Below are 20,594 nucleotides of genomic sequence, written 5' to 3' on the forward strand. Positions count from 1 at the left end.
GTGACCCGCCTTCGAAGCCGCCCTCGCCGCCCCTCGAATCGTGCCGCGCTCGATTTGGCCGGTGCCACGCCGTGGGCTAGAGTTACTTGTCGGCCCGGGACGCGGTTCAGGGCCATTGGGGTATGGTGTAATTGGCAACACGGCTGATTCTGGTTCAGTTGTTCTTGGTTCGAGTCCAGGTACCCCAGCAGTGATGAAGGCCCCGGTTCGCCGGGGTTTTCGTGTTTCTGATCGTGACTCTGACGGACCTCGGGAGTCCACGGAACAGGTTGCGGTCGGTGACCGGAGAAGTCGTCGTCGACGCTCGTCTCACGAGAGCAAGCATGGCATTCGCGGGGGAGTGCCGACGAGGCGACGGCGCCGGGAGCCCTCGCGGCGGCCGGCCGACCGGGCTACCCTCGCTCGCATGTGCCGGAACATCCGCGTGCTCCACAACTTCGACCCGCCCACGACCGACGACGAGGTGCGCGAGGCCGCACTGCAGTTCGTGCGGAAGGTCAGCGGGTCGACGCATCCGTCGCGCGCGAACACCGAAGCGTTCGACCGGGCGATCGACGAGATCGCGCAGGCGACACGGCGCCTGCTCGACGGCCTCGTCACGAACGCTCCGCCGAAGAGCCGTGAGCTCGAGGCGATCAAGGGCAGGCAACGCCACGAGCGCCGCATGGAACGCGAGGTGCGCATTCGCACCGCGTCGGTCTAGCACCGCCGGAACAGTGGGCGACCGGCGCCTATGCGGTGGTCTTCGGCGGCCTGATGCTCGCATTCGGCGCGCTCGCCGACCGGGTCGGCCGCCGACGGATCATGCTGATCGGGCTCGTCGTGCTGGGGTTCGCAAGCTTCGGCACCGTGTTCATCACGACCGCCGCGCAGCTCATCGCGGTGCGCGCGGCGATGGGGATCGCGGCCGCGATGACGACGCCCGGATCGCTGGCGCTGGCGTTCCGATTGTTCGACGACGACACGATGCGGGTCCGCGCGACCACGGTGATCTCCGCTGTCGGCCTGGTCGGGCTCGCGATCGGTCCCGCGGTCGTGGTCGGGGTCGTCGCCGGCACGAACGTCATGCGCGGGCTGCCGGCGTCGCGCACGACGATCGGTGCGGCGATGGTCGACACGGCGAGCGAGGTCGCGACCGCCATCGGCATCGCGATCAGCGGGAGCATCCTCGCCGCGCTCTTCGCCGGATCGCTCACCGACGCCGGATGGAGCGCCGCGCAGACCGCGCAGTTCCGCACGGGCGTCACCGTCGCGGGCCTCGTGCTCACGGCGCTGGCCGGTGCGCTCGTGGCGTGGGGCGTCGCGCGGGGGCGCCGCGCTCGCCGGACGCGCGTCGTGTTCGGGTGACCCGGGCGGCGCATCCGCACGGCCTCCGCGAACGGGTTCACCCGCGATCGCCGCGGCGCGTGAAGGTGAGGTGCACCACGCCGCTCGGCGAGGCCACCTGCTCGACGTCGTAGTCCGTCTCGAGCCCTTCGAGTCCATCCCACAGTCTCGCGCCCCGACCGAGCACGATCGGCACCTGCACCAGGTGGATCGTGTCGACCAGACCCGCGGCGATGAACTCGCGCGCCATCGTCGGCCCGCCGCCGATCCGCACGTCTCGCCCCCCGGCCGCCTCGCGGGCCATCGCGACCGCATCCTGCGGTGACGCGTCGACGAAGTGGAATACCGTGCCGCCCTCCATCTCGATCGACGGGCGGGGGTGATGGGTGAGCACGAACACGGGGGTGTGGAACGGGGGATTCTCGCCCCACCATCCGCGCCACTCCTCGTCGGTGCCGAGATCGGTCCACGGCCCGGTCTGCGGGCTGAACTTCCCGCGCCCCATGATCTCGGCGCCGATGCCGAGCGTCTCGTGCCGTTCGGCGAACGCGTTGTCGACGCCGTCGGAGCCGCCGGGAAGGCCGAGCATCCCACGACCGAACCGGGTTGCGAACATCCACTCGTGCAGGCGTTCGCCGGCGTGGCCGAACGGTGACTCGAACGCCAGCCCTTCGCCGGTGCCGAACCCGTCGAGCGAGATCGAGATGTTCTGGATACGGACGAACGACATCGGGGCTCCTCAGGTGCGTGCACATGTGATTGCGAAGTGAAAGCACTCGGCACGCTAGTCCAAGCGATTGCGAACTGCAAGCACTAGGATGGCGGCCATGGACGATGGCCCGCGCTCCGGCTGCGCGATCAACGCCGCGATCGAGGTGCTCGGCGATCCGTGGGCGATGCTCGTGCTGCGCGACATCATGTTCGGTGACCGGCGGCACTTCCGCGAGCTCCAGACCGGCTCCGAAGAGGGCATTGCATCGAACATCCTCTCCAGCCGGCTCAAGCGCCTCGTCGAGGCCGGCCTGCTGACCCGCGACGACGCGCGGCGCGGTCAGCGGGCGGCCTACTCGCTGACCGAGGCGGGCATCGAGGTGCTGCCGATCATGGCCGCGCTCGGCACCTGGGGCCTGGCCCACCGCGACGGCGAACAGCGGCTCCGCGTGCGGGCCGAACTGCTACGCGACGGCGGGCCGTCACTCGTGACGGCGATGATGGACGAGCTTCGCGAACGCCATCTTGGGGTCCCCCGCCCCGACCCCGACGCCCCGCGACCGAGCGAGATGCTCGCCGCCGCATACGGCGCCTCGCTGGCCGCCGACCGCCGATAGGGTGACGATGCCGGCGCTTCCGACGTCTCGTTGATCGCCTCGAGATCGCTCGACGGCGATGTCCGCGCGATGTGTCCGGCGATCGCACCGATGCCTCGGCGAACCCGCTCTGTCCCTCGCATGTGGGGCTGACCGCGTCGAGCGTCGCTCATTACGCTCGTGGAATGCAGCAACAGATCGACTGGCTCGTTCCGGTGGCACTGCCCGCGCTCGCGGGCGATGAGGATTTCGTCGGGCTGGACGCGCGGGTGATCGACTTCTGGCGCTATGCGGCGCCCGATCTGCGCACCAACACGGTGCGGGCGCTGCTGGCCGAGTTCCTCGTCGCGCGCGCCCTCGGCGAGCGCGCCACGCGGGTCGAGTGGGACGACGTCGAGCTCCGCTGGGAGGACCTCGCGATCGTCGTGAAGTCCGCCGCGTTCCTGCAGGCCTGGGACCAACGCCAGCTGTCGCGCATCGTGTTCACCGGGCTCCGCGGGCAGTCGTGGCATCCACGCACCGGATACTCGGGTGTCGCCGCGCACCGGGGCGACGTCTACGTCTTCGCGGTGCAGACGTCGACGAGCCACGAGGCGTACGACCCGCTCGACCTGCGGCCGTGGCGGTTCTGGGTCCTTCCCAAGCGTGTACTGGAAGATCTCGGCGCCTCGTCGATCAGTCTCACCGCGGTGCGCGAACTGGTCGAGCCGGTCGAGCTCGATGGGCTCCGTGACGCGGTGCGCTGGGCGGGCGGTCGCTGAACAGGCCGGATGCCGCGGGCCCGCGCAGCGAGGCATCCGACTCAGTGCACGAGCGTGCCCAGCCAGATGACCGCGAGGCCGAAGCCGGCCGTGATCAGCGCGCTCAGTGCGCGCAGCCACCAGGGGCTCTCGTTGCGGGCCGAGTTCAGCCAGCCCATCACCGCGAGTTCGACGACGCCCACCCAGAGTGCGAGGTAGTAGGCGAGGTACTCGTCGATGAGGCCGATGACCGCGAGCAACAGGAAGAACACCGGCAGCAGCATCGCCACCAGCAGCCCCGAGGTGTGACCCGCTGCGGTGAGGATGGCTCGCCAGAGCGCGATCCCGCGTCCTTCGGGGGTGCGGCGGCCGGCGACCACGGCTGCGTACACGTGCGTGAGCCACAGCACGACGACCGACCCCACGATGAACCAGAGCACCTCGAGATCGGTGTCGAAGTGCCAACCGACCGCGGTCAGCGCGCTGACCAGCACCACCCCGTGCACGCCGTGCTCGGTGCGCGCGTAGTCGGCGACCAGGCGTGCCGCCGATGCGCGGTCGGCCTTCGTCGTCGGATCGGCCGCGTGCTCGGCGGCCGGCTCGGCCGCGCGCGCGTCGTGCGCGTCCCCCATGACGGCGACGGTACACCCGGGTCGCGGCATCCGTCACGACCGCATCGCGGGCGACTGCTGGACAAGCCGGGCGCGCTGATGTTGCATGGAGGAGGATGCCGCGTTCATCGCCGGCGTCTCGTGGGGCCGACCATCGGGGGAGGTGCGCATGTCCCGTCCGACGAAGCCGCGGAACAAGCGCAATCGCGATTTCGCCGAGACCCGGACTCCCGCCGGAATCCTCGGCGGCCTGCTCGGGATCCTGCTCGCGAGCGCCGCGGCCGCAGGGCTGTTCGTCACCGCCGCGGCGCCGGGGCTCACGATGGTCGGGGTCACCGCGTCGAGCACGATCTCGATCTTCGACAACCTGCCCGGGTACCTCGAGATCGGCGAGCTCAGCGAGAAGAGCGACATCTATGCGACCCGCTCCGACGGCACCGCCGTGCATCTGGCGTCCTTCTACGACCAGAATCGGGTCGAGGTCGGCTGGAACCAGGTCAGCCAGTACGTGAAGGATGCCGCCGTCGCCGGCGAAGACCCCCGTTACTACACCCACGGCGGCATCGACCTGCAGGGCACGGTGCGCGCCGCCCTCACGACGGCCGCCGGCCGCGAGACGCAGGGCGGGTCCTCGATCGCCCAGCAGTACGTCAAGAACGTGCGCGTGCAGGAGTGCGAGCGCGACGCCGGCGTTCGCCTCAACGAGGAGGCCGAGGAGGACGGACTCACCGCCGACGAAGAGCGGGCGAAGCTCGACGAGGCCCGCCTCGCCTGCTACAACTCGGTGACCGAGACGACCATCGACCGCAAGCTGAAGGAGATGCGGCTCGCGATCGGGGTCGAGAAGCGCTACAGCAAAGACGAGATCCTGCTGGGCTACCTCAACATCGCCGGCTTCGGCGGCACGGTGTACGGCATCGAAGCGGCGGCGAACTACTATTTCTCGACGACCGCGGCGGCCGTCACGCTCCCGCAGGCGGCCGCGCTGATGGCGATCGTGAACAACCCCCAGAAGTTCCGACTCGACCAGCCCGACAGCGAGACGAACGGCGCCGCCGCCGGTTACGCCGACACGCAGCTGCGCCGCGACTACATCCTCAAGCAGATGCTCGACGAGGGGAAGGTGACGCGCGACGAGTACGATGCGGCCGTCGCCACGCCGATCGAACCGGTGATCACCGAGCCGAGCACGGGCTGCCAGACCGCCGGAGGCTCCGCGTACTTCTGCGACTACGTCACCCAGATCCTCGAGAACGACCCGGCGTTCGGCGATGACCCCGAGGAGCGATTCCTCAACTTCCGGCGCGGCGGCTACCAGATCTTCACGACCCTCGACCTCGACCTGCAGGCGGCGGCCGAACGCGCCATCGCCGAGAACGTCCCCCAGGTCTACCCCTGGTGGGATGTGGGTGCGGTGATCTCGAGCGTCGAGGTCGGAACCGGTCGCGTGCTGGCGATGGCGCAGAACAAGCTCTACAGCCAGGACCCGGCCGTGGTCGATGGCCGGCCCGAGTACACCGGCATCAACTACAACACCGACTACGACTACGGCGGTTCGAGCGGGTTCCAGCCCGGCTCGTCGTACAAGGTGTTCACGCTCGCGCAGTGGCTCTCCGAGGGGCACGGCCTGAGCGAACGGGTCGATTCGCGACGCAAGAGCAACTGGGGCGCGTTCCGCGACAGCTGCCTCGGCACGCAGTTCGCCGACCCCGGATGGAACCCGCGCAACGATGCCAACGAAGCGGGGGGCAACTACAGCGCGCTCGAGTCGACGATCGGGTCGATCAACACCGGGTTCCTCGGCATGGCGAAACTGCTCGACCAGTGCGGCATCGCGCAGAAGGCCGAGGCCTTCGGCGTGCACCGTGCCGACGGCGATCCGCTCGTGCAGTACCCCTCCGCGGTGCTCGGCATCAACGAGGTCGCACCGCTCAGCATGGCGATCGCCTTCGCCGGCATCGCGAACGACGGCGTCGCGTGCTCGCCGATCGCGATCGATCGCATCGTCGGCCGCGACGGCGAGGAGATCGAGCCGCCGAAGTCGACCTGCGCCCCGGCGGTCGTACCCGAGGTGGCGGCGGCCATGCACTACGGATTGCGGCGCGTCATGACCGGTGGCACCGGCAGCGCCTCGAACGGGGCGACCGATCCGTGGGTTCCCATGATCGGCAAGACCGGCACCACCGACGGCGCGAAGGACACCTGGATGGTCGGCGCCAGTACGCGCGTCGCGACCGCCGCGGCGGTGGTGAGCGTGACCGGCGACGCCAACCAGCGCGGCCTCTCGTTCGACAGCGGTTCGGCCGCGACGGCGCGACACCGGATGTGGCCGATCGTGATGTCGACCGCGAACGCGAAGTACGGTGGCGGTGAGTTCAGCGAACTCGGCCCGGGGCCCGTCGTGGAACGCGCCGAAGGGTTCGAGCAGTACACGCCCCCCGCGCCCGACCCGCAGCCCACTCCCGCGCCCGCGACGCCGGCCGCGTTCGACGTCGACGCACCCGCCGAGGAAGCGCCGGCCGAAAACGCATCGAACGACGGCGACGGCGACGGCCGGCGGGATGGCGGACGCGGCGACGGCCGAGGCGGCGGTGACGGCCGAGGCGGCGGTGACGGCCGCGGCGGCGACGGCCGCGGCGGCTGATCAGCGCGGCTCGGCGCGGCTCAGATGTCCAGCGTGTCGCCGGGCTCGAGGGCCACGTACTCGCCGCCGCCCTGCTCGGTCGCCCAGCGGAGCCGCGCGTTCGACAGGTCTTTGCCGGCCCGCGCGAGCAGCATCTCGTGCGTCGGGAACGCGCGACGCGGCGACACCGCGATCACGTAGTCCATCGCCTCGCTGATCTTCATCCACGGCGCGGCTGCCGGCGCGGCCAGCACCTCGACCGGCACACCGGGTGCGACGAACGAGTCGCCCGCGTAGTACAGCGAATCGTTCACGAGAACCCCGACATTGTCGACCACGGGGATCGACGGGTGGATGACGGCGTGCGAACCGCCGAAGAAGCGCAGCCGGTACGGCCCGACCTCGACCTCGTCGCCGGGATCGACGCGCTGCACCTCGACGCCCTCGACGGCGGCGGCTCGCACGACTCCCTCGGGGCCGAAGAGCCGGGCACCGGGACTCTGCTCGAGGATGCGCCGCAACTGCTCGGGCGTCCAGTGGTCGTTGTGCTCGTGCGTGATGACGACCGCGACCGTGGCGGCCGCCTCGGTGATCGGCGTGGTGAAGGCTCCGGGATCGATGAACAGGCGCTGCCCGTTCTCGACGATCTCGAGCGCGGCGTGTTCGTGCTTGGTGAGGCGCATACGCCGAGCCAACACCGCAACCGATGCGTCATGCAACCCGTTCGCCTGCGATGATCTCTGCGTGACCCGACACCCGAGACGGCTGCTCGTCGCCGTCAACCCGCTGGCCTCGTTCGGCCGCAACCGCGAGGTCGGCCCTGCCGTCGTCGCACGGCTCGTCGACGAGGGCCACGACGTGCAGATGCTGCGCGAGGCGAACTTCGAACTGCTGCGACGCGAGGCCGAGTCGGCGTTCGCGCAGGGCACCGACGGCGTGGTCGTGGTCGGCGGTGACGGCATGGTCTCGCTCGGCGCGAACCTCGTCGCCGGCACCGGGGTGCCGCTCGGCATCGTCCCTGCCGGCACCGGCAATGATCTCGCGCGCGGGCTCGGCCTTCCGCACGACGACCCCGAGGCGGCGACCGAGGCGCTCGTCGCCGCGCTCGAACGCGAGCCGCAGTCCGTCGATGCAGCGCGCGTCGAGCACGGCGAGACGACGACCTGGTTCGCCTCGATCCTGTCGGCCGGCTTCGACGCGATCGTCAACGAGCGAGCGAACCGGATGTCCCGCCCCCGCGGGCCGAGCCGGTACACCCTGGCGCTCCTGCGCGAGCTCGCCACGTTCCGCCCGCGGCGGTACGCGATCACGATCGACGGCGAACGCCGCGAGCAGCGGGCGATGCTGATCTCGGTCGCCAACAACTCGTCGCTCGGCGGCGGCATGCGCATCGTGCCGCACGCCGATCTCTCCGACGGCCTGCTCGACGTGTTCATCGTGCATCCGATCAGCCGACTGCGGTTGCTGCGGGTGTTCCCGAAGGTATTCGCGGGCACCCACATCGACCACCCGGCGGTCGAGTTCCGTACGGCGAAGCGGGTCAGGATCGAGTCGGATGACGCCATCGCCTATGCCGACGGCGAGCGCATCGGCGCGCTGCCGGTCGACATCGAGGTCGTTCCGGGTGCCCTCCGGGTGTTCCGCTGAGCGGGTCGGCACTCGATTTGGAACAGCCTCGGAACTGTGCCATACTCTTCGAGTTGCTGAAACGGAACCGAGTTCCGAAGACACGGCCCCATCGTTTAGCGGCCTAGGACGCCGCCCTCTCACGGCGGTAGCGCGGGTTCAAATCCCGCTGGGGTCACCAACGGCAATATCGGCTGAAAGCCCTCGCGCGAGCGAGGGCTTTCGTCGTTTCCGGAGGCTGCATTGTGCCGCCGACGGGCCCGTGACATCCGGCCGTGACATCCGCCCGTGACATCCGGCCCCTGAACTCAGACTGGGATGTCGAGGCCGGCCCGCCGACGCGGGCCGACCTCGACGACGGCGTCAGGGTCGGTCTGCTCCGGCCCCGGCCGTCTCCAGCCGGGCGGATGCCTCGAGCTCGGCGAGCTCGTCGACCGGGCCGGGCGCGTACGGCACGGCGACCCCGTCGTGGATCTCGAGCGGGGCGACGCGGTGGTAGCTCATGCGATCGATGAGCGCGAGAGCGAGCGCGCTCAGGATGAACACGCAGTGGATGATCACCTGCCACAGCACGCCGTCCCAGGTGTAGTCCTGCCCGGTCTCGGTGCCGGCCGCGACGCCGTTCGACATGTCGCCGACCTCGATGAACGTCTTCAGCAGGTGGATCGACGAGATGCCGATGATCGCCATCGCGAGCTTGACCTTGAGCACGTTCGCGTTGACATGGCTGAGCCACTCGGGCTGGTCGGGGTGGCCGTCGACGCCGATGCGCGAGACGAACGTCTCGTAGCCGCCGATGATCACCATGATGAGCAGGTTCGCGATCATGACGACGTCGATGAGGCCGAGCACCGAGAGCATGATGGTGGCTTCGTCGATCTTCTCGGGGTGCGCGATCACACCCTCGCCGAGGTGCCAGAGCTCGATCACGAACACGACCACGTAGATCGCCTGGGCGACGATCAGGCCGAGGTAGAGCGGTGCCTGCAGCCACCGGCTCGTGAAGATGAGGCCGCCGATGGCACGGCCCCACGGGGCGGTTCGGTGCACGGGGGCGGCGGGGGGAACGGGGGACGGGGGCGTCGTACGGGCGCTCACGGTTCTCCTTCTCGTGGGGCCTCCAGCCTAGGGGCGGGTTTCCGCTAGACTCCTGCGAAGCGAAGGGGAGTATCCCGCGAGGCCTCGGTCTCGGCCACGATCGTCAGTACGAGCGCCAGTGACGGAGCTCCGGGCGTGGCGGCGCATGCGATGCGCGACAGGGAGAGACGTTCGGGTCCTCGCCGTACCCACCTCACCCTGAAAGGCCGTCTGTGCTCGACCTCCCGCTCTGGTTCGAAGTCGGATCCCTCGTCGTCCTCACCCTGATCCTCGTCGGCGACCTGCTGCTCGTCCTCAAGCGCCCGCACGTGCCGTCGTTCACCGAGTCCACGTTGTGGGTCGCCTTCTACGTCGGGCTCGCGCTGGTGTTCGCCGGCCTGATGTTCCTGCTCGGCGACGCCGAGCACGGCGGGCAGTTCCTCGCCGGCTGGCTGACCGAGTACAGCCTGTCGATCGACAACCTGTTCGTCTTCGTCATCATCATGGCGAGGTTCTCGGTGCCCAGGAAGCTGCAGCAGGAGGTGCTGATGGTGGGCATCATCATCGCGCTCATCCTGCGCGGTGTGTTCATCCTGCTGGGTGCGTCGCTGATCGAGAACTTCAGCTGGATCTTCTACCTCTTCGGCGCGTGGCTGGTCTGGACCGCGATCCAGCAGGTGCGCGGCGACCATGAAGACGACGACAGCGAGACCTTCATCGTGCGGATGCTCCGCAAGCGCGTGAACCTCACCGACGAGTACGACGGGGTGAAGCTGCGCACCACGATCGACGGCACGCGCTTCTTCACCCCGATGCTCGTCGTGTTCGTGGCGATCGGCACGACCGACCTGCTCTTCGCGCTCGATTCGATTCCGGCCATCTTCGGCATCACGCACTCGGCGTTCATCGTGTTCACCGCGAACGTGTTCGCGCTGATGGGGCTGCGTCAGCTGTACTTCCTGCTCGGCGGCCTGCTCGAGCGCCTCGAGTACCTGAAGTACGGCATCGCGTTCATCCTCGCGTTCATCGGCGTGAAGCTCGTGCTGCACGCCATGCACGTGAACGAGCTGCCGTTCATCAACGGCGGCGAACACATCGAGTGGGCACCCGAGATTTCGACCTGGATGTCGCTGGGCGTCATCGTCGTGGCGATGGCGGTCGCGACGGTCGCGAGCCTCATCAAGGCCCGCGTCGACGCGAAACGGCGCGGGAACAGGCTGCTCGACGAGGTGCCGCACTTCACCGAGGACGCGGGTCGGCGCGACCGCTGACCGCGGGGGTGTGCACGCCAGTCCGTAGCCGATCCTCCGCCTTGGTACGGTGGAGTGCCCGCGCGAGCGCGGGCTGATCGGGCGAGCGCGGAAGGCGGAGGTGGTCGGTGACGACTGGCGACGAGGGCACGACGGCGCTGCCCGATGAGTCGGCCGTGCTCACGCACAGCGCCCGCAGCGACGTCGGTCGCGTACGGCAGGTGAACGAGGATGCGGTGCTCGCCGAGGCGCCGGTATACGTCGTCGCCGACGGCATGGGCGGCCACGCCCGCGGCGATGCCGCGAGTCGGGCCGCGCTCGACACGTTCCGTCGGCACCTCGAGTTCGGTCGCCCGGTGCGGCCCGAGCAGGTGCTCGACGCGATCCATTCCGCGAACACGGCCGTGCGGGCGCTGAGCGCCGAGGGTGAGGAGGGCACCGCCGTGGCGGGCACCACGCTCGCCGGCGTCGCGCTCGTCGATGCCGGCGACGCGGGCGGGCTGCTCTGGATGGCCTTCAACGTGGGCGACTCGCGCATCTACGGGTGGGACGGCCGGCACCTCGCGCAGGTGAGCGTCGACCACTCCGCGGTGCAGGAGTTGGTCGACGCGGGGGTGATCTCTCCCGATGAGGCCGAGCGCCACCCCGACCGCAACGTGATCACGCGCGCGCTCGGCGCCGACGACTGGGTCGACCCCGACGTCTGGTTGCTGCCGGCGGCCGGTCGCCAGGTGTTCCTGCTCTGCACCGACGGGCTCACGAAAGAGCTCGACACCGAGTCGATCGCCCGCATCCTCGCCGCGGGGGCGCACGGCAGTGCCGGCGAGCTCGTCGATGCGGCGGTCGCACGCGGCGGCCGTGACAACGTCTCGGTCGTGGTCGTCGAGTCCGAGATCGGAGAGATCGCCGGCCACGACGACGAGACCACGCGCGATCGCCCCGACGAGACCACTGCCCCGCGGCCCGAGGCGAACGCATGATCGGATACCACCCCAGCGGGGGCGAGTGGCTGGCCGTCGTGCGCGGCGACTCGGTGCTCGTGGTGCCGCGCGGCGACGACGCGACGGTCGTCGGGCTCTGGGCCGCGCTCGGCGAGCCCGATGCGTTCGGGGCCGCCCTCGCCAGGCTCGCCCGCAACGGTCTCGCGGCGATGATGCCGTTCGCGCTGGTCGCCGGCGGTGGGCCGGGCGGTTCGCGTCGGGTCGCGGTGCGGGGCGGATGCGAGGTCGTCGCCGACGGTCAGGTGATCCGCGCGTCGGTCGCGAGCGGATGGCTCGAGCGCACGATCGAGGCGGCGGCCGCGTGGCAGGTACGCGTCGACGGCGAGACCGGCGACTCAGGCAGCGTCTGGCCGATCCGCGAGGCGGTCGTGCTCGCCGCGGGCGTGCGGTCGATCGACGATGCGGATGCCGCGGCCGAGCCGGCGAGCCCGCCGCAGCACACCCTCATTCCCGAGCCCGAGCCCGAGCCCGAGCCCGAGGAGGTCGTCGACGCGGCCGAGGACTCGACCGTCGTGATCGACCGCTCGGCGCTGCGCCGGCCCGATACGGCTCCCCGGTCGGCTGCATCCGTGCTGCCGGCTGCGGCGCCCGTGCAACCCGCCCCTGCGCCGCCCGCCCCGTCCGCAGTCGAGCCGACCTCGTTCGGGGGCGAGCACGACGGCGCCACGATCGTGGTGTCGCCCGCCGAGTTGCGCCGCGAGGCATCCGGTCGCCTGACGTCCGACGCGTCGGCCACGCCGCCGCCGCCCGAGCCCGCCCCGGCGGCCGCCCCCGCCGTTCGACTGCGCCTGCCGGGCGGAGCGCTCGAGCCGCTCGCGGGCGACGTCGTGATCGGCCGCTCGCCGAGCGTGAACCGCGCCGCCGGCACCCGGCTGCCGCGGCTGCTCACACTGGGCGCCGGCGACCCCGACATCTCACGCAGCCACGTGCGCGTGGGGCTCGAGGGCGGCACGGTCGTGGTCACCGACCTGCACTCGCGCAACGGCACGAACGTGCTGCAGCCCGGTCGGCCGCCGGTGAAGCTGCGGCCCGGAGAACCGACCCCCGTGCTGATCGGCACCGTCGTCGACCTCGGCGGCGGCTGGAGCTTCGCGGTGGAGGCCGGCTGATGCATCGCCCGGTCTCATCGCCTCCCGAGCTGCCCGGATACCGGTTCATCGAACCGCTCGGATCCGGCGGGTTCGCCGACGTGTTCCTGTACGAGCAGCGACTGCCGCGACGTCGGGTGGCGGTGAAGGTGCTGCTGGCCGAAGACCTCGCGGGCGACGCGCGCGCCCAGTTCGTGGCCGAGGCCAACCTCATGGCGCAGCTGTCGGCGCATCCGTATATCGTCACGATCTTCCACGCCGACGTCGCCGCCGACGGGCGACCGTACTTCGTCATGGAGTACTGCTCGGGTCCGAGCCTCGCCACCCGCCTGAAGCAGACGCCGTTCGCCGTCGACGACGCACTGCGCACGGGGGTGCGACTCGCCGGCGCGGTCGCGACCGCGCACGTCGCCGGCATCCTGCACCGCGACATCAAGCCAGCCAACGTGCTCACGAACGACTACGGGTGGCCCGCGCTCACCGACTTCGGCATCTCCTCGACGCTCGACGGCGAACTGCCCACCCACACCATGACGATCGGCGATGTGCAGGGCACCGGCACCGGCCGGTCCGCGGTCGGCATGAGCGTGCCGTGGTCACCGCCCGAGCTGTTCGACGACGACCCGCGGCCCGACACCCGCAGCGACGTGTTCGCGCTCGCCGCCACCGTGCACACCCTGCTCGCCGGGCGCTCGCCGTTCGAGATCGCCGGTCGGTCGAACGGCACGCTCGACCTCATCGGGCGGATCGAGCGCGGGGCGATCACGCCGCTCGACCGGCTCGACGTGCCGCGCAGCCTCGTCGAGGTGCTGCGCACCGGCATGGCAGTGCGTCGTGAAGACCGCTACCAGAGTGCCGTCGAGTTCGCCCGCGCCCTGCAGCGGGTCGAGCTCGAGCTCGGGTACGCAGCGACCTCGATCGAGGTTCCGACGCTCGTCGAGCACGACCCGCGTTCCGACGCGGCGCGCGGCGATGCATCCGCGGGCGGGCCCGGTGAAGAGGAGACGCGGGCGCGCGCGGTGCAGACCGTGCACGCCCAGGCCGGGCCGCGGGCGCAGGCCGGGCCGACCGCCCCGACCGCGCCGACCGCGCCGTCGGACGCGGAGGCGACCCGGGCGCGGATGCCGCAGCGCGTCGACGCGCAGCCGGCCGCCGAGGTCGACGAGCGCACGGTGGTCCGCCCCGCGAGCGGCTCCGCGGCATCCGCTCAGCCCGGCGTGCCGCCCGCGTTCCCCGCCGCCAACGAGGCGACCGTGGTGCGCACGAAGACCGCGCCGCTCGAGCGCCCGCGGCGGTCGCGCGCGGGGCTCGTCGTCGGCATCGTGGCCGGAGCGGTCGTCGTAGCCGCCGTCGTGGTGGGCATCGTGTTCTCGCTGGGAACGCCGATCGACGGCGGCACCGACCCGACGCCGGCGCCCGGGGAGGACGCGGTCGTCGCCGCGACGGTTCCCGCGCCGCACGTCGAACCGGGCGTGCTCTCGGCCGACGGCACCATCGCGACGTTCGAGGTCTCGCACCACGACGCAGCCGCCGACGACCGCTACCGATGGGAGCGCGCCGACGGCTCGGGCGGCATGCAGGTCTCCGAGGGGCCCGAGATCACGGTCGACGGCCTCGCGCCGGGTCAGACCGTCTGCATCGACGTCAGCGTGCAGCGCGGCAGCAAGACCTCGGAGGAGGTGCGCGCATGCACGCCATGACCCCGCTCCGCATCGAGTTCTGCGGCGAGTGGACGACCGTCGCCCCCGATCGCCCGTTCGGCATCGGTCGCGAGGCCGACCTCGTGATCGACGACAACCCGTACCTGCACCGCACCTTCTTGACGCTCGCCGCCGAGCACGGCCTGTGGTGGCTGCACAACGTCGGCCAGCTCCTGTCCGCGACGGTGTCGGATGCCACGGGCAGCGTGCAGGCCTGGCTCGGACCGGGCGCCCGGCTGCCGATCGTCTTCCCGACCCTGCACGTGATGTTCAGCGCGGGGGCGACCACCTACGACTTCACCGTGCACGCCGAGTCCGACTTCTACGCGACCACGTTGACGGCCGAGAGCGACGTCGACGGCACCACGATCATGCCGATCTCACTCACCCCGAGCCAGCGGCTGCTCGTGCTCGCGCTGGCCGAATCGGTGCTGCGCCAGCCATCGGCCGGGCGCGCGACCGTGCCCTCCTCGGCCGAAGCGGCGGCGCGGCTCGGCTGGAGCATGACGACGTTCAATCGCAAGCTCGACAACGTGTGCGAGAAGCTCGACCGGTTCGGGGTCGACGGTCTGCGCGGGGGTCGAGGGCGGCTCGCGACGAATCGCCGCGCACGCCTCGTGGAGTACGCCGTCGCGACGCACCTCGTGAGCGCGGCCGACCTGCAGCTGCTCGACCGGAACGACCCGCAGGCCCCATGATGTGAGCTCCGACGCGGCGCGTCATGGGGACTCCTCCCCGTTTGGGGGGCTCAGGTCACCGTGTTAGGTTGAACCCCGGTTCGGAGGTCGGCCTCCGCTCCGCCGTCCCTGCACGCACGACCCCCTCGGGAGCCCCATGGCCACGTTCGGATCGCGCCTGCGCAATCGCAGGTCGATCGCGTCCGCGGCGGCCCTCGCGGTGCTGGCCGGCGTGCCGATCGGCATCGCGGTGATGCACGACGGGTTCCCGGTGACCGACCCCGACCTTCGGGTGCGCGATGTCTGGGTCACCAACTCGGAAGACCTGCTGGCGGGGCGGCTGAACCGCCAGATCGAAGAGCTGGATGCCTCGGTGGCGACCACCTCGAGCGAGGTCGACGTCTTCCAGCACGGCGACGACGAGTTCCTCTACGATCCCGCGGGCGGGTCGATCGAGCGCGTCGACCCTTCGTTCACCACGCTCGTGCAACGCGTCGACGTGCCACCGGCCTCCACCATCGCCTACGGTGGCGACGTGATCGCCGTGCTCTCGCCGGCGGGCGAGCTGTGGGCGGTTCCCGCCGCCGGCGATCTGTCGTTCGACTGGCGCGGCACCGAGCCGATCATCGACGCGGGCGCGGGGGCCGAGGTCGCGGTCAGCGACGAGGGCACGGTCTTCGTGACCCGTCCCGGCGAGGGCGATCTCGTCGTCCTCGAGCGCGGGGCCGCCGAGCCGGCGAAGACGATCCGCACCGGCGACCTCGAGGCGCACCGGGTCGCGGCGGTGGGCGAGCAGCCCGTGGTGCTCGACCTCGAGGGGCATCGTCTGCTCGTCGACGACCGTGAGATCGACCTCCCCGACGGCCCACTCCGACTGCAGCAGTCCGGTCCCGAGCACGACTCGGTGCTCGTCGCCACCGCCGACGCGCTGCTCGACGTGCCCCTCGACGGCGGCGAGCCGCGGTCGTACCCGAGCGAGGCGGCCCCGGCCGACGCCTCGTCCGGAGTCGCGGCGCCCGTGCGCGTCGGCACGTGCGCGCACGCCGCCTGGGCCGACGCTGGGCGCTATCTCGCGGTGTGCGACGGGCAGGAGCCGCGCGGCGCCGACCTCGAGCAGTCCACGGTGGGCGGGCGACTCGAGTTCCGCGTGAACCGCGACGTCGTGGTGTTGAACAACCTCGCGAACGGCGACGCATGGCTCGTCGACTCCGACCTGCGACTCGTCGACAACTGGGAAGAGGTCACGCCTCCCGAAGAGACCGACGAGCTCGAGGGGGACGAGAAGAGCTCGGTGCAGACCTTCGAGGACACCCTCGCCGAGCGCACCGAGCAGAACCGGCCCCCCACCGCACGCGACGATGACATCGGCGTGCGCCCGGGCCGAGCGACCATCGTCGAGGTGCTCGCCAACGACACCGACCCCGACGGCGATGTGCTCACGATCGCCGCGGTGAAGGGCGTATCCGAATCCGCGGGCGTACTCGACGTCATCGACGGCGGCCGCGCGTTGCAGTTCACGCCGGCCGAGGGCGCGGTTGGAACGACCTCGTTCCGCTACTCGGTCGACGACGGGCGCGGCGGCGTGGCCGAGGCATCCGTCGACCTGCGCATCGTGCCCGAGAGCGAGAACTCGGCGCCGTCGGCGCTGCGCAACGGAGCCGTGAGCCTCGAGCAGGGTCAGCAGATCTCGTACAACCTGCTCGCCGACTGGCGCGATCCCGATGGCGACGACGTCTATCTCGTCGACGCATCGCCGCGCAGCGGCGACGTCGTCCGCACGAGCCCCGACGGGCTCATCACGTTCGAGCACCGCTCGGCCGAGCTGGGCACGAAAGAGGTCGCCTACACGGTCTCCGACGGCGTGACGTCTGCGACCGGCACCTTCACCGTCGAGGTGAAGCCGACCGGTTCGCTCAACCCGGTCGGAACGCCCGACTACGCTCGCGCGTTCGTGGGGGAGGCGCTCGTCATCGAGCCGCTCGTCAACGACCTCTCGCCGTCGGGGGCACCGCTGAGCCTGCTCGGCATCCAGCAGACTCCCCCCGGCGCGCAGGTCAGCGTGAACGCCGAGCGCGGCACCGTCACCTTCTCGAGCCTGCGGGCCGGCGAGTACATCTTCCTCTACGATCTCGGCGCCGGCGCGAACGTGGGTCAGGGGCTCGTGCGCGTACAGGTGGTCGAGCCGCCCGCCGAGGTCGCGCCGCCGATCGCCGTGAAGGACACCGCGTACCTGCGTGCGGGCGAGCCGGTGACCGTGCCGGTGCTCGCGAACGACGTGTCTCCGTCGGGCGCCGTCCTCGCGGTGCAGTCGGTCGACGACCGCGCGACCGACGGCCTCGTCTCGGTCGAGCTCATCACGAACACCGTCGTGCGGGTGAGCGCGTCCGAGGCGATCGACCGGCAGCTGCAGTTCGAGTACACCGTCTCCGACGGCCTGAACACCGCGACGGCGACCGTGACCGTCGTGCCCGTGCCGCCGCTCGTGAAGCGCCAACCGCCCGTCGCGGTCGACGACTCGGCCATCGTGCGCGCCGGCGACATCGTATCGGTGCCCGTGCTGGCCAACGACTACCACCCCGACGCGTCGGCGTTCTCGCTGGTGCCCGATCTCGACCAGACCGGCGCACCCGACGGACTCGCGTTCGTCGACGGTGCACGGGTGCGCTTCCAGGCGCCCGATGAGGCCGGCGTGCGTACGATCGTCTACACGATCAGCGACGACAGCGACCAGATCGCGCGTGCCACGCTGACCGTCAACGTCATCGGTCGTGACGGCGAGAACCGCCCGCCGGTGCCGACCCCGCAGACCTCACGCACGTTCGCCGGGTCCGCCGTGACGATCGACGTGCCGCTCGACGGCATCGACCCCGACGGTGATTCGGTGATGCTGCGCCAAATGGGCGTCGCACCCACCCTCGGACGCATCCTCGAACGCACGAGCACGTCCTTCACGTACGAGGCGTTCGACGGCGTGGCCGGCACCGACGTGTTCACCTACGAAGTGGCCGACGCACTCGGCGCCACAGCGACCGGCACGATTCGCATCGGCGTCGTTCCGCGACCACCCGTGCAGCTGCCGCCGACCGCCGTCGACGACGTCATCGAGATGAAGCCCGGTCGCACCGTCGGCGCCGAGGTGCTGCTGAACGACACCGACCCGAGCGGCTACTCGCTGCACGTCGCCGACCTGCCCGAGGTCGACAAGGGCATCGAGGCCGAGATCCGCGATCGTCGTCGGGTCGTCATCACCGCCCCCGAACAGGAGGGCGCGTACACGATCCGCTACACCATTTCGAATGGGCACGGCGGGGTCGACTCCGCGTTCCTGCAGGTTGTGGTGAGCGAGCAGGCCGTGATTCAGCCTCCGAGCGCCGAAGACCAGGTGATCGAGCCCGAGCAGGTCGTCTCGGGCGAGCCGGTCACGGTCGACGCGCTGAAGGATGCCACCAACCCGGGCGGGCTCGTGGAGGATCTCGTCGTCACGGCGGAGGGGCCGAACGCCGGCCGCGCCGACGTCGCCGACGACGGTACCATCACGGTGAAGCCCGGCAACCGCCGGTACGCCGTCGCGTTCCGGCTGACGAATCAGCTCGATGACCTTTCGGCGATGGCGTTCGTGATCGTTCCGCCCGTTCCCGCAGGCGAGGACGAGGAGGCTCTCGACCAGCCCGAGCAGCAGACCGAGCCCCCGAAGCCGAAGACGCCCGAAGAGCTCCAGGCCGAGGAGCGTGCGAAGTTCCCGGCACCGCACCTGAAGGACCTCGAAGAGATCGTCGTGCCGATGAACGGCAGCAGGGAGTGGAACATCGACGAACTCGTCGAGGTGCCGTCGGGTCAGCCGGCCACCGTGCTCTCGGCGAACGCGTCCAACGCGAGGTCCGATCCGTTCGTCAGCGCGACCGAGCTGCTGTTCGAGCCCGAAACCGACTACCGCGGCCCCGCGACCGTGACGTTCGAGGTCACCGACGGCGATGGCGCCGACGACCCCGTCGGGCGCAAGGCGATCCTGACGCTTCCGATCACGGTCGGCGACCCCGACTTCAACGACGTGCCGCCCGCGTTCACGCCGCGCGCCGAGACCATCCAGGCGGGCGAGTCGCCGATCGAGATCGACCTGCGCGCATCGACCGATCAGCCGAACCCCGGCAACATCGAGAAGGTCGCCTACAGCCACCTTGAGGGCACGACGGCCGAGATCGTCGCACAGATCGTCGACGGTGCGACCCTGCAGGTCTCGGCCCCGCTCGGCGTGCTGCCCGGCACCTCGACCCGGCTCACCTTCGACCTCGAGTTCAACGAGTTCACCGTGCCCGGCTACGTCGACATCAAGGTGGTGTCGTCCACCCGACCGAAGGCGAAGGCGAACGACGACCCCTCGACGGGCGAGATCGAGATCCTGCGGGGCGGCAAGAGCAAGACGATCGACGTGCTCGCCAACGACTTCAACCCGTTCGCCCAGGACGACGTGCCGCTGCGCGTCGTCGGCGCCGAGATCGATCAAGACAGTGTCGGCTCGAACGCCACGGTGTCGTACACCGCGAATGACATCACGGTGCGCACCGGGTCGGCGTTCACCGGCACGCTCAGCATCATCTACAAGATCGAAGACGGCACGAAGGATCCGCTCCGTCAGGTGCAGGGTCGGGTCGAGGTGGTCGTGCGCGACGTGCCCGACCGGCCGGGTGCGCCGAGCGCGAGTGCGGGCAACGCCAGGGCGACCGTGCAGTGGAACGCTCCGGCGAACAACAATTCGCCGATCACCAGCTACGTCGTGACCTGGAACGGCGGGTCGAAGCGCGTCGACGCCGATGCAGCGGGCAAGCCGCAGACCATCGACGACCTGCGTAACGGCACGGCCTACTCGTTCCAGGTGCAGGCGGTCAACGCGATCGGCGAAGGCGCCGTCTCGGAGTCGTCGGCCTCCGTGACGCCCTGGGGCGTGCCGACACCACCGAGATCGGTCTCGCTCGACAAGAGCAGCACCTACGCTCCGACGACGGTGACGGCTCGCTGGCTCGCACCCACCGACGACGGCGGCGGTCGCCTCGAGTACCGGGTCTGCATCGACGGCGGCTCCTGCGACTGGGTGACCGGTCTCTCGAAGTCGTGGGGCGGTGTCGGCAAGGGATCGCACACCGTCACGGTCTACGCCCGGAACGGCGGCGGCAATGCGAGCGGCACGGCGTCGGCGAGCATCAGCCTGAGCGACCCGCCGCCGCCCGAGGCCTCGGGCCGCATCGGCAAGGGTGCGAGCAAGCGATGCGACAGCGGCGGCAACGGATGCGCGAACGTGCGCATCACGTGGAGCGACATGGATCCGGGAACCTACAAGGTCTACGCACTGGCCGGTGGCTCGTCGTGCTGCAGCTACCAGCAGCAGGTCAGCATCGGGGCATCCGGTCAGCTCGAGCTCTCGAACCACCTCGGCGTCCGCCGTGACGACATCGCGGTGCGCTTCGAGAACGTCAGCGGCGGAACCTCGAAGACCCTCGGCGCGATCAGCGGCGCGCAGTGGAACGCGCTGCCCTACAACAGCTGGTGAGCGCCGAACCGCGCATCGCCCGAAAC

Annotated in this window: 15 protein-coding genes, 2 tRNA genes and 1 pseudogene; 14 read left to right on the plus strand and 4 right to left on the minus strand. The window is 70.5% G+C overall.

Translation table 11 applies throughout. The annotated features are described in order from the left end of the window. The first annotated feature begins 116 nt into the window (after nt 1-116). The 3 genes and pseudogenes from FLP10_RS15545 to FLP10_RS15555 all read left to right on the plus strand — a co-directional run. A tRNA-Gln gene (locus FLP10_RS15545) sits at nt 117-188 on the plus strand. 218 nt (nt 189-406) lie between these two features. Further along, nucleotides 407-703: a DUF2277 domain-containing protein gene (locus FLP10_RS15550; RefSeq protein ID WP_149161696.1), complete on the plus strand. Its 297-nt coding sequence runs from the start codon at nt 407-409 to the stop codon at nt 701-703. A 23-nt stretch (nt 704-726) separates the two neighbouring features. Beyond that, nucleotides 727-1,347: pseudogene (locus FLP10_RS15555) on the plus strand (MFS transporter); the annotation flags it as partial. Between the two features lie 37 nt (nt 1,348-1,384). Here FLP10_RS15555 and FLP10_RS15560 read toward each other — a convergent pair. Then, nucleotides 1,385-2,056 (minus strand): dihydrofolate reductase family protein, encoded by a 672-nt coding sequence (locus FLP10_RS15560; RefSeq protein WP_149161698.1) that lies wholly within the window; start codon nt 2,054-2,056, stop codon nt 1,385-1,387. Between the two features lie 97 nt (nt 2,057-2,153). Between FLP10_RS15560 and FLP10_RS15565 the strand changes: the two genes are divergently transcribed. Both FLP10_RS15565 and FLP10_RS15570 read left to right on the plus strand, forming a co-directional pair. After that, nucleotides 2,154-2,654, plus strand: coding sequence for a winged helix-turn-helix transcriptional regulator (locus tag FLP10_RS15565; RefSeq protein WP_149161699.1), 501 nt, complete (start codon nt 2,154-2,156; stop codon nt 2,652-2,654). A gap of 164 nt (nt 2,655-2,818) precedes the next feature. Continuing rightward, nucleotides 2,819-3,394, plus strand: a complete 576-nt coding sequence (locus tag FLP10_RS15570) for a hypothetical protein (protein WP_149161700.1) — start codon at nt 2,819-2,821, stop codon at nt 3,392-3,394. A gap of 41 nt (nt 3,395-3,435) precedes the next feature. Here the strand turns inward: FLP10_RS15570 and FLP10_RS15575 are convergent, their stop codons facing one another. Continuing rightward, the gene (locus FLP10_RS15575) at nt 3,436-4,005 is read right to left on the minus strand and encodes a hypothetical protein (RefSeq protein ID WP_149161701.1); all 570 of its coding nucleotides are present in this window, start codon (nt 4,003-4,005) and stop codon (nt 3,436-3,438) included. A gap of 148 nt (nt 4,006-4,153) precedes the next feature. On the opposite strand from FLP10_RS15575, the gene FLP10_RS15580 reads away from it, so the two are divergent. Further along, nucleotides 4,154-6,628, plus strand: coding sequence for a transglycosylase domain-containing protein (locus FLP10_RS15580; RefSeq protein WP_168209215.1), 2,475 nt, complete (start codon nt 4,154-4,156; stop codon nt 6,626-6,628). Nucleotides 6,629-6,648: 20 nt separating this feature from the next. Here the strand turns inward: FLP10_RS15580 and FLP10_RS15585 are convergent, their stop codons facing one another. Next, nucleotides 6,649-7,290 carry an MBL fold metallo-hydrolase gene (locus tag FLP10_RS15585; RefSeq protein WP_149161703.1) on the minus strand — a complete coding sequence of 214 codons (642 nt, stop codon included), beginning with the start codon at nt 7,288-7,290 and terminating at the stop codon, nt 6,649-6,651. 61 nt (nt 7,291-7,351) lie between these two features. Between FLP10_RS15585 and FLP10_RS15590 the strand changes: the two genes are divergently transcribed. After that, nucleotides 7,352-8,254: a diacylglycerol/lipid kinase family protein gene (locus FLP10_RS15590; protein ID WP_149161704.1), complete on the plus strand. Its 903-nt coding sequence runs from the start codon at nt 7,352-7,354 to the stop codon at nt 8,252-8,254. A gap of 84 nt (nt 8,255-8,338) precedes the next feature. Further along, nucleotides 8,339-8,414 (plus strand) — tRNA-Glu (locus FLP10_RS15595). Nucleotides 8,415-8,596: 182 nt separating this feature from the next. Here the strand turns inward: FLP10_RS15595 and FLP10_RS15600 are convergent. After that, on the minus strand, nt 8,597-9,331 hold the full coding sequence (locus tag FLP10_RS15600) for a TIGR00645 family protein (RefSeq protein ID WP_246150052.1): 735 nt from the start codon (nt 9,329-9,331) through the stop codon (nt 8,597-8,599). 212 nt (nt 9,332-9,543) lie between these two features. On the opposite strand from FLP10_RS15600, the gene FLP10_RS15605 reads away from it, so the two are divergent. The 6 genes from FLP10_RS15605 (at nt 9,544) to FLP10_RS15630 (ending at nt 20,568) form a co-directional block, all read left to right on the plus strand. Beyond that, the gene (locus tag FLP10_RS15605) at nt 9,544-10,581 is read left to right on the plus strand and encodes a TerC/Alx family metal homeostasis membrane protein (RefSeq protein ID WP_149161705.1); all 1,038 of its coding nucleotides are present in this window, start codon (nt 9,544-9,546) and stop codon (nt 10,579-10,581) included. 107 nt (nt 10,582-10,688) lie between these two features. Beyond that, nucleotides 10,689-11,540: a PP2C family protein-serine/threonine phosphatase gene (locus FLP10_RS15610; RefSeq protein WP_246150053.1), complete on the plus strand. Its 852-nt coding sequence runs from the start codon at nt 10,689-10,691 to the stop codon at nt 11,538-11,540. Then, a complete protein-coding gene (locus tag FLP10_RS15615; protein ID WP_149161706.1) occupies nt 11,537-12,670 on the plus strand; it encodes an FHA domain-containing protein in 1,134 nt (377 codons plus the stop codon). Before FLP10_RS15610 ends, FLP10_RS15615 begins: the two co-directional genes overlap by 4 nt. Then, nucleotides 12,670-14,349, plus strand: coding sequence for a serine/threonine-protein kinase (locus tag FLP10_RS15620; protein ID WP_149161707.1), 1,680 nt, complete (start codon nt 12,670-12,672; stop codon nt 14,347-14,349). The genes FLP10_RS15615 and FLP10_RS15620 overlap by 1 nt, the downstream gene beginning before the upstream one ends. Then, on the plus strand, nt 14,346-15,047 hold the full coding sequence (locus FLP10_RS15625) for a hypothetical protein (RefSeq protein WP_149162298.1): 702 nt from the start codon (nt 14,346-14,348) through the stop codon (nt 15,045-15,047). The genes FLP10_RS15620 and FLP10_RS15625 overlap by 4 nt, the downstream gene beginning before the upstream one ends. A 136-nt stretch (nt 15,048-15,183) precedes the next feature. Then, on the plus strand, nt 15,184-20,568 hold the full coding sequence (locus FLP10_RS15630) for an Ig-like domain-containing protein (RefSeq protein ID WP_149161708.1): 5,385 nt from the start codon (nt 15,184-15,186) through the stop codon (nt 20,566-20,568). The last annotated feature ends 26 nt before the right edge of the window (nt 20,569-20,594 follow it).

Source organism: Agromyces intestinalis (genome assembly GCF_008365295.1).
Lineage (GTDB): Bacteria > Actinomycetota > Actinomycetes > Actinomycetales > Microbacteriaceae > Agromyces > Agromyces intestinalis.

Bases quoted from the DNA above. Each gene is read 5' to 3' on its own strand.
- FLP10_RS15625 (WP_149162298.1), top strand. From the start codon at position 14,346: ATGACCCCGCTCCGCATCGAGTTCTGCGGCGAGTGGACGACCGTCGCC.
- FLP10_RS15630 (WP_149161708.1), top strand. From the start codon at position 15,184: ATGGCCACGTTCGGATCGCGCCTGCGCAATCGCAGGTCGATCGCGTCC.
- FLP10_RS15615 (WP_149161706.1), top strand. From the start codon at position 11,537: ATGATCGGATACCACCCCAGCGGGGGCGAGTGGCTGGCCGTCGTGCGC.
- FLP10_RS15565 (WP_149161699.1), top strand. From the start codon at position 2,154: ATGGACGATGGCCCGCGCTCCGGCTGCGCGATCAACGCCGCGATCGAG.
- FLP10_RS15580 (WP_168209215.1), top strand. From the start codon at position 4,154: ATGTCCCGTCCGACGAAGCCGCGGAACAAGCGCAATCGCGATTTCGCC.
- FLP10_RS15570 (WP_149161700.1), top strand. From the start codon at position 2,819: ATGCAGCAACAGATCGACTGGCTCGTTCCGGTGGCACTGCCCGCGCTC.
- FLP10_RS15620 (WP_149161707.1), top strand. From the start codon at position 12,670: ATGCATCGCCCGGTCTCATCGCCTCCCGAGCTGCCCGGATACCGGTTC.
- FLP10_RS15550 (WP_149161696.1), top strand. From the start codon at position 407: ATGTGCCGGAACATCCGCGTGCTCCACAACTTCGACCCGCCCACGACC.
- FLP10_RS15560 (WP_149161698.1), bottom strand. From the start codon at position 2,056: ATGTCGTTCGTCCGTATCCAGAACATCTCGATCTCGCTCGACGGGTTC.
- FLP10_RS15575 (WP_149161701.1), bottom strand. From the start codon at position 4,005: ATGGGGGACGCGCACGACGCGCGCGCGGCCGAGCCGGCCGCCGAGCAC.
- FLP10_RS15585 (WP_149161703.1), bottom strand. From the start codon at position 7,290: ATGCGCCTCACCAAGCACGAACACGCCGCGCTCGAGATCGTCGAGAAC.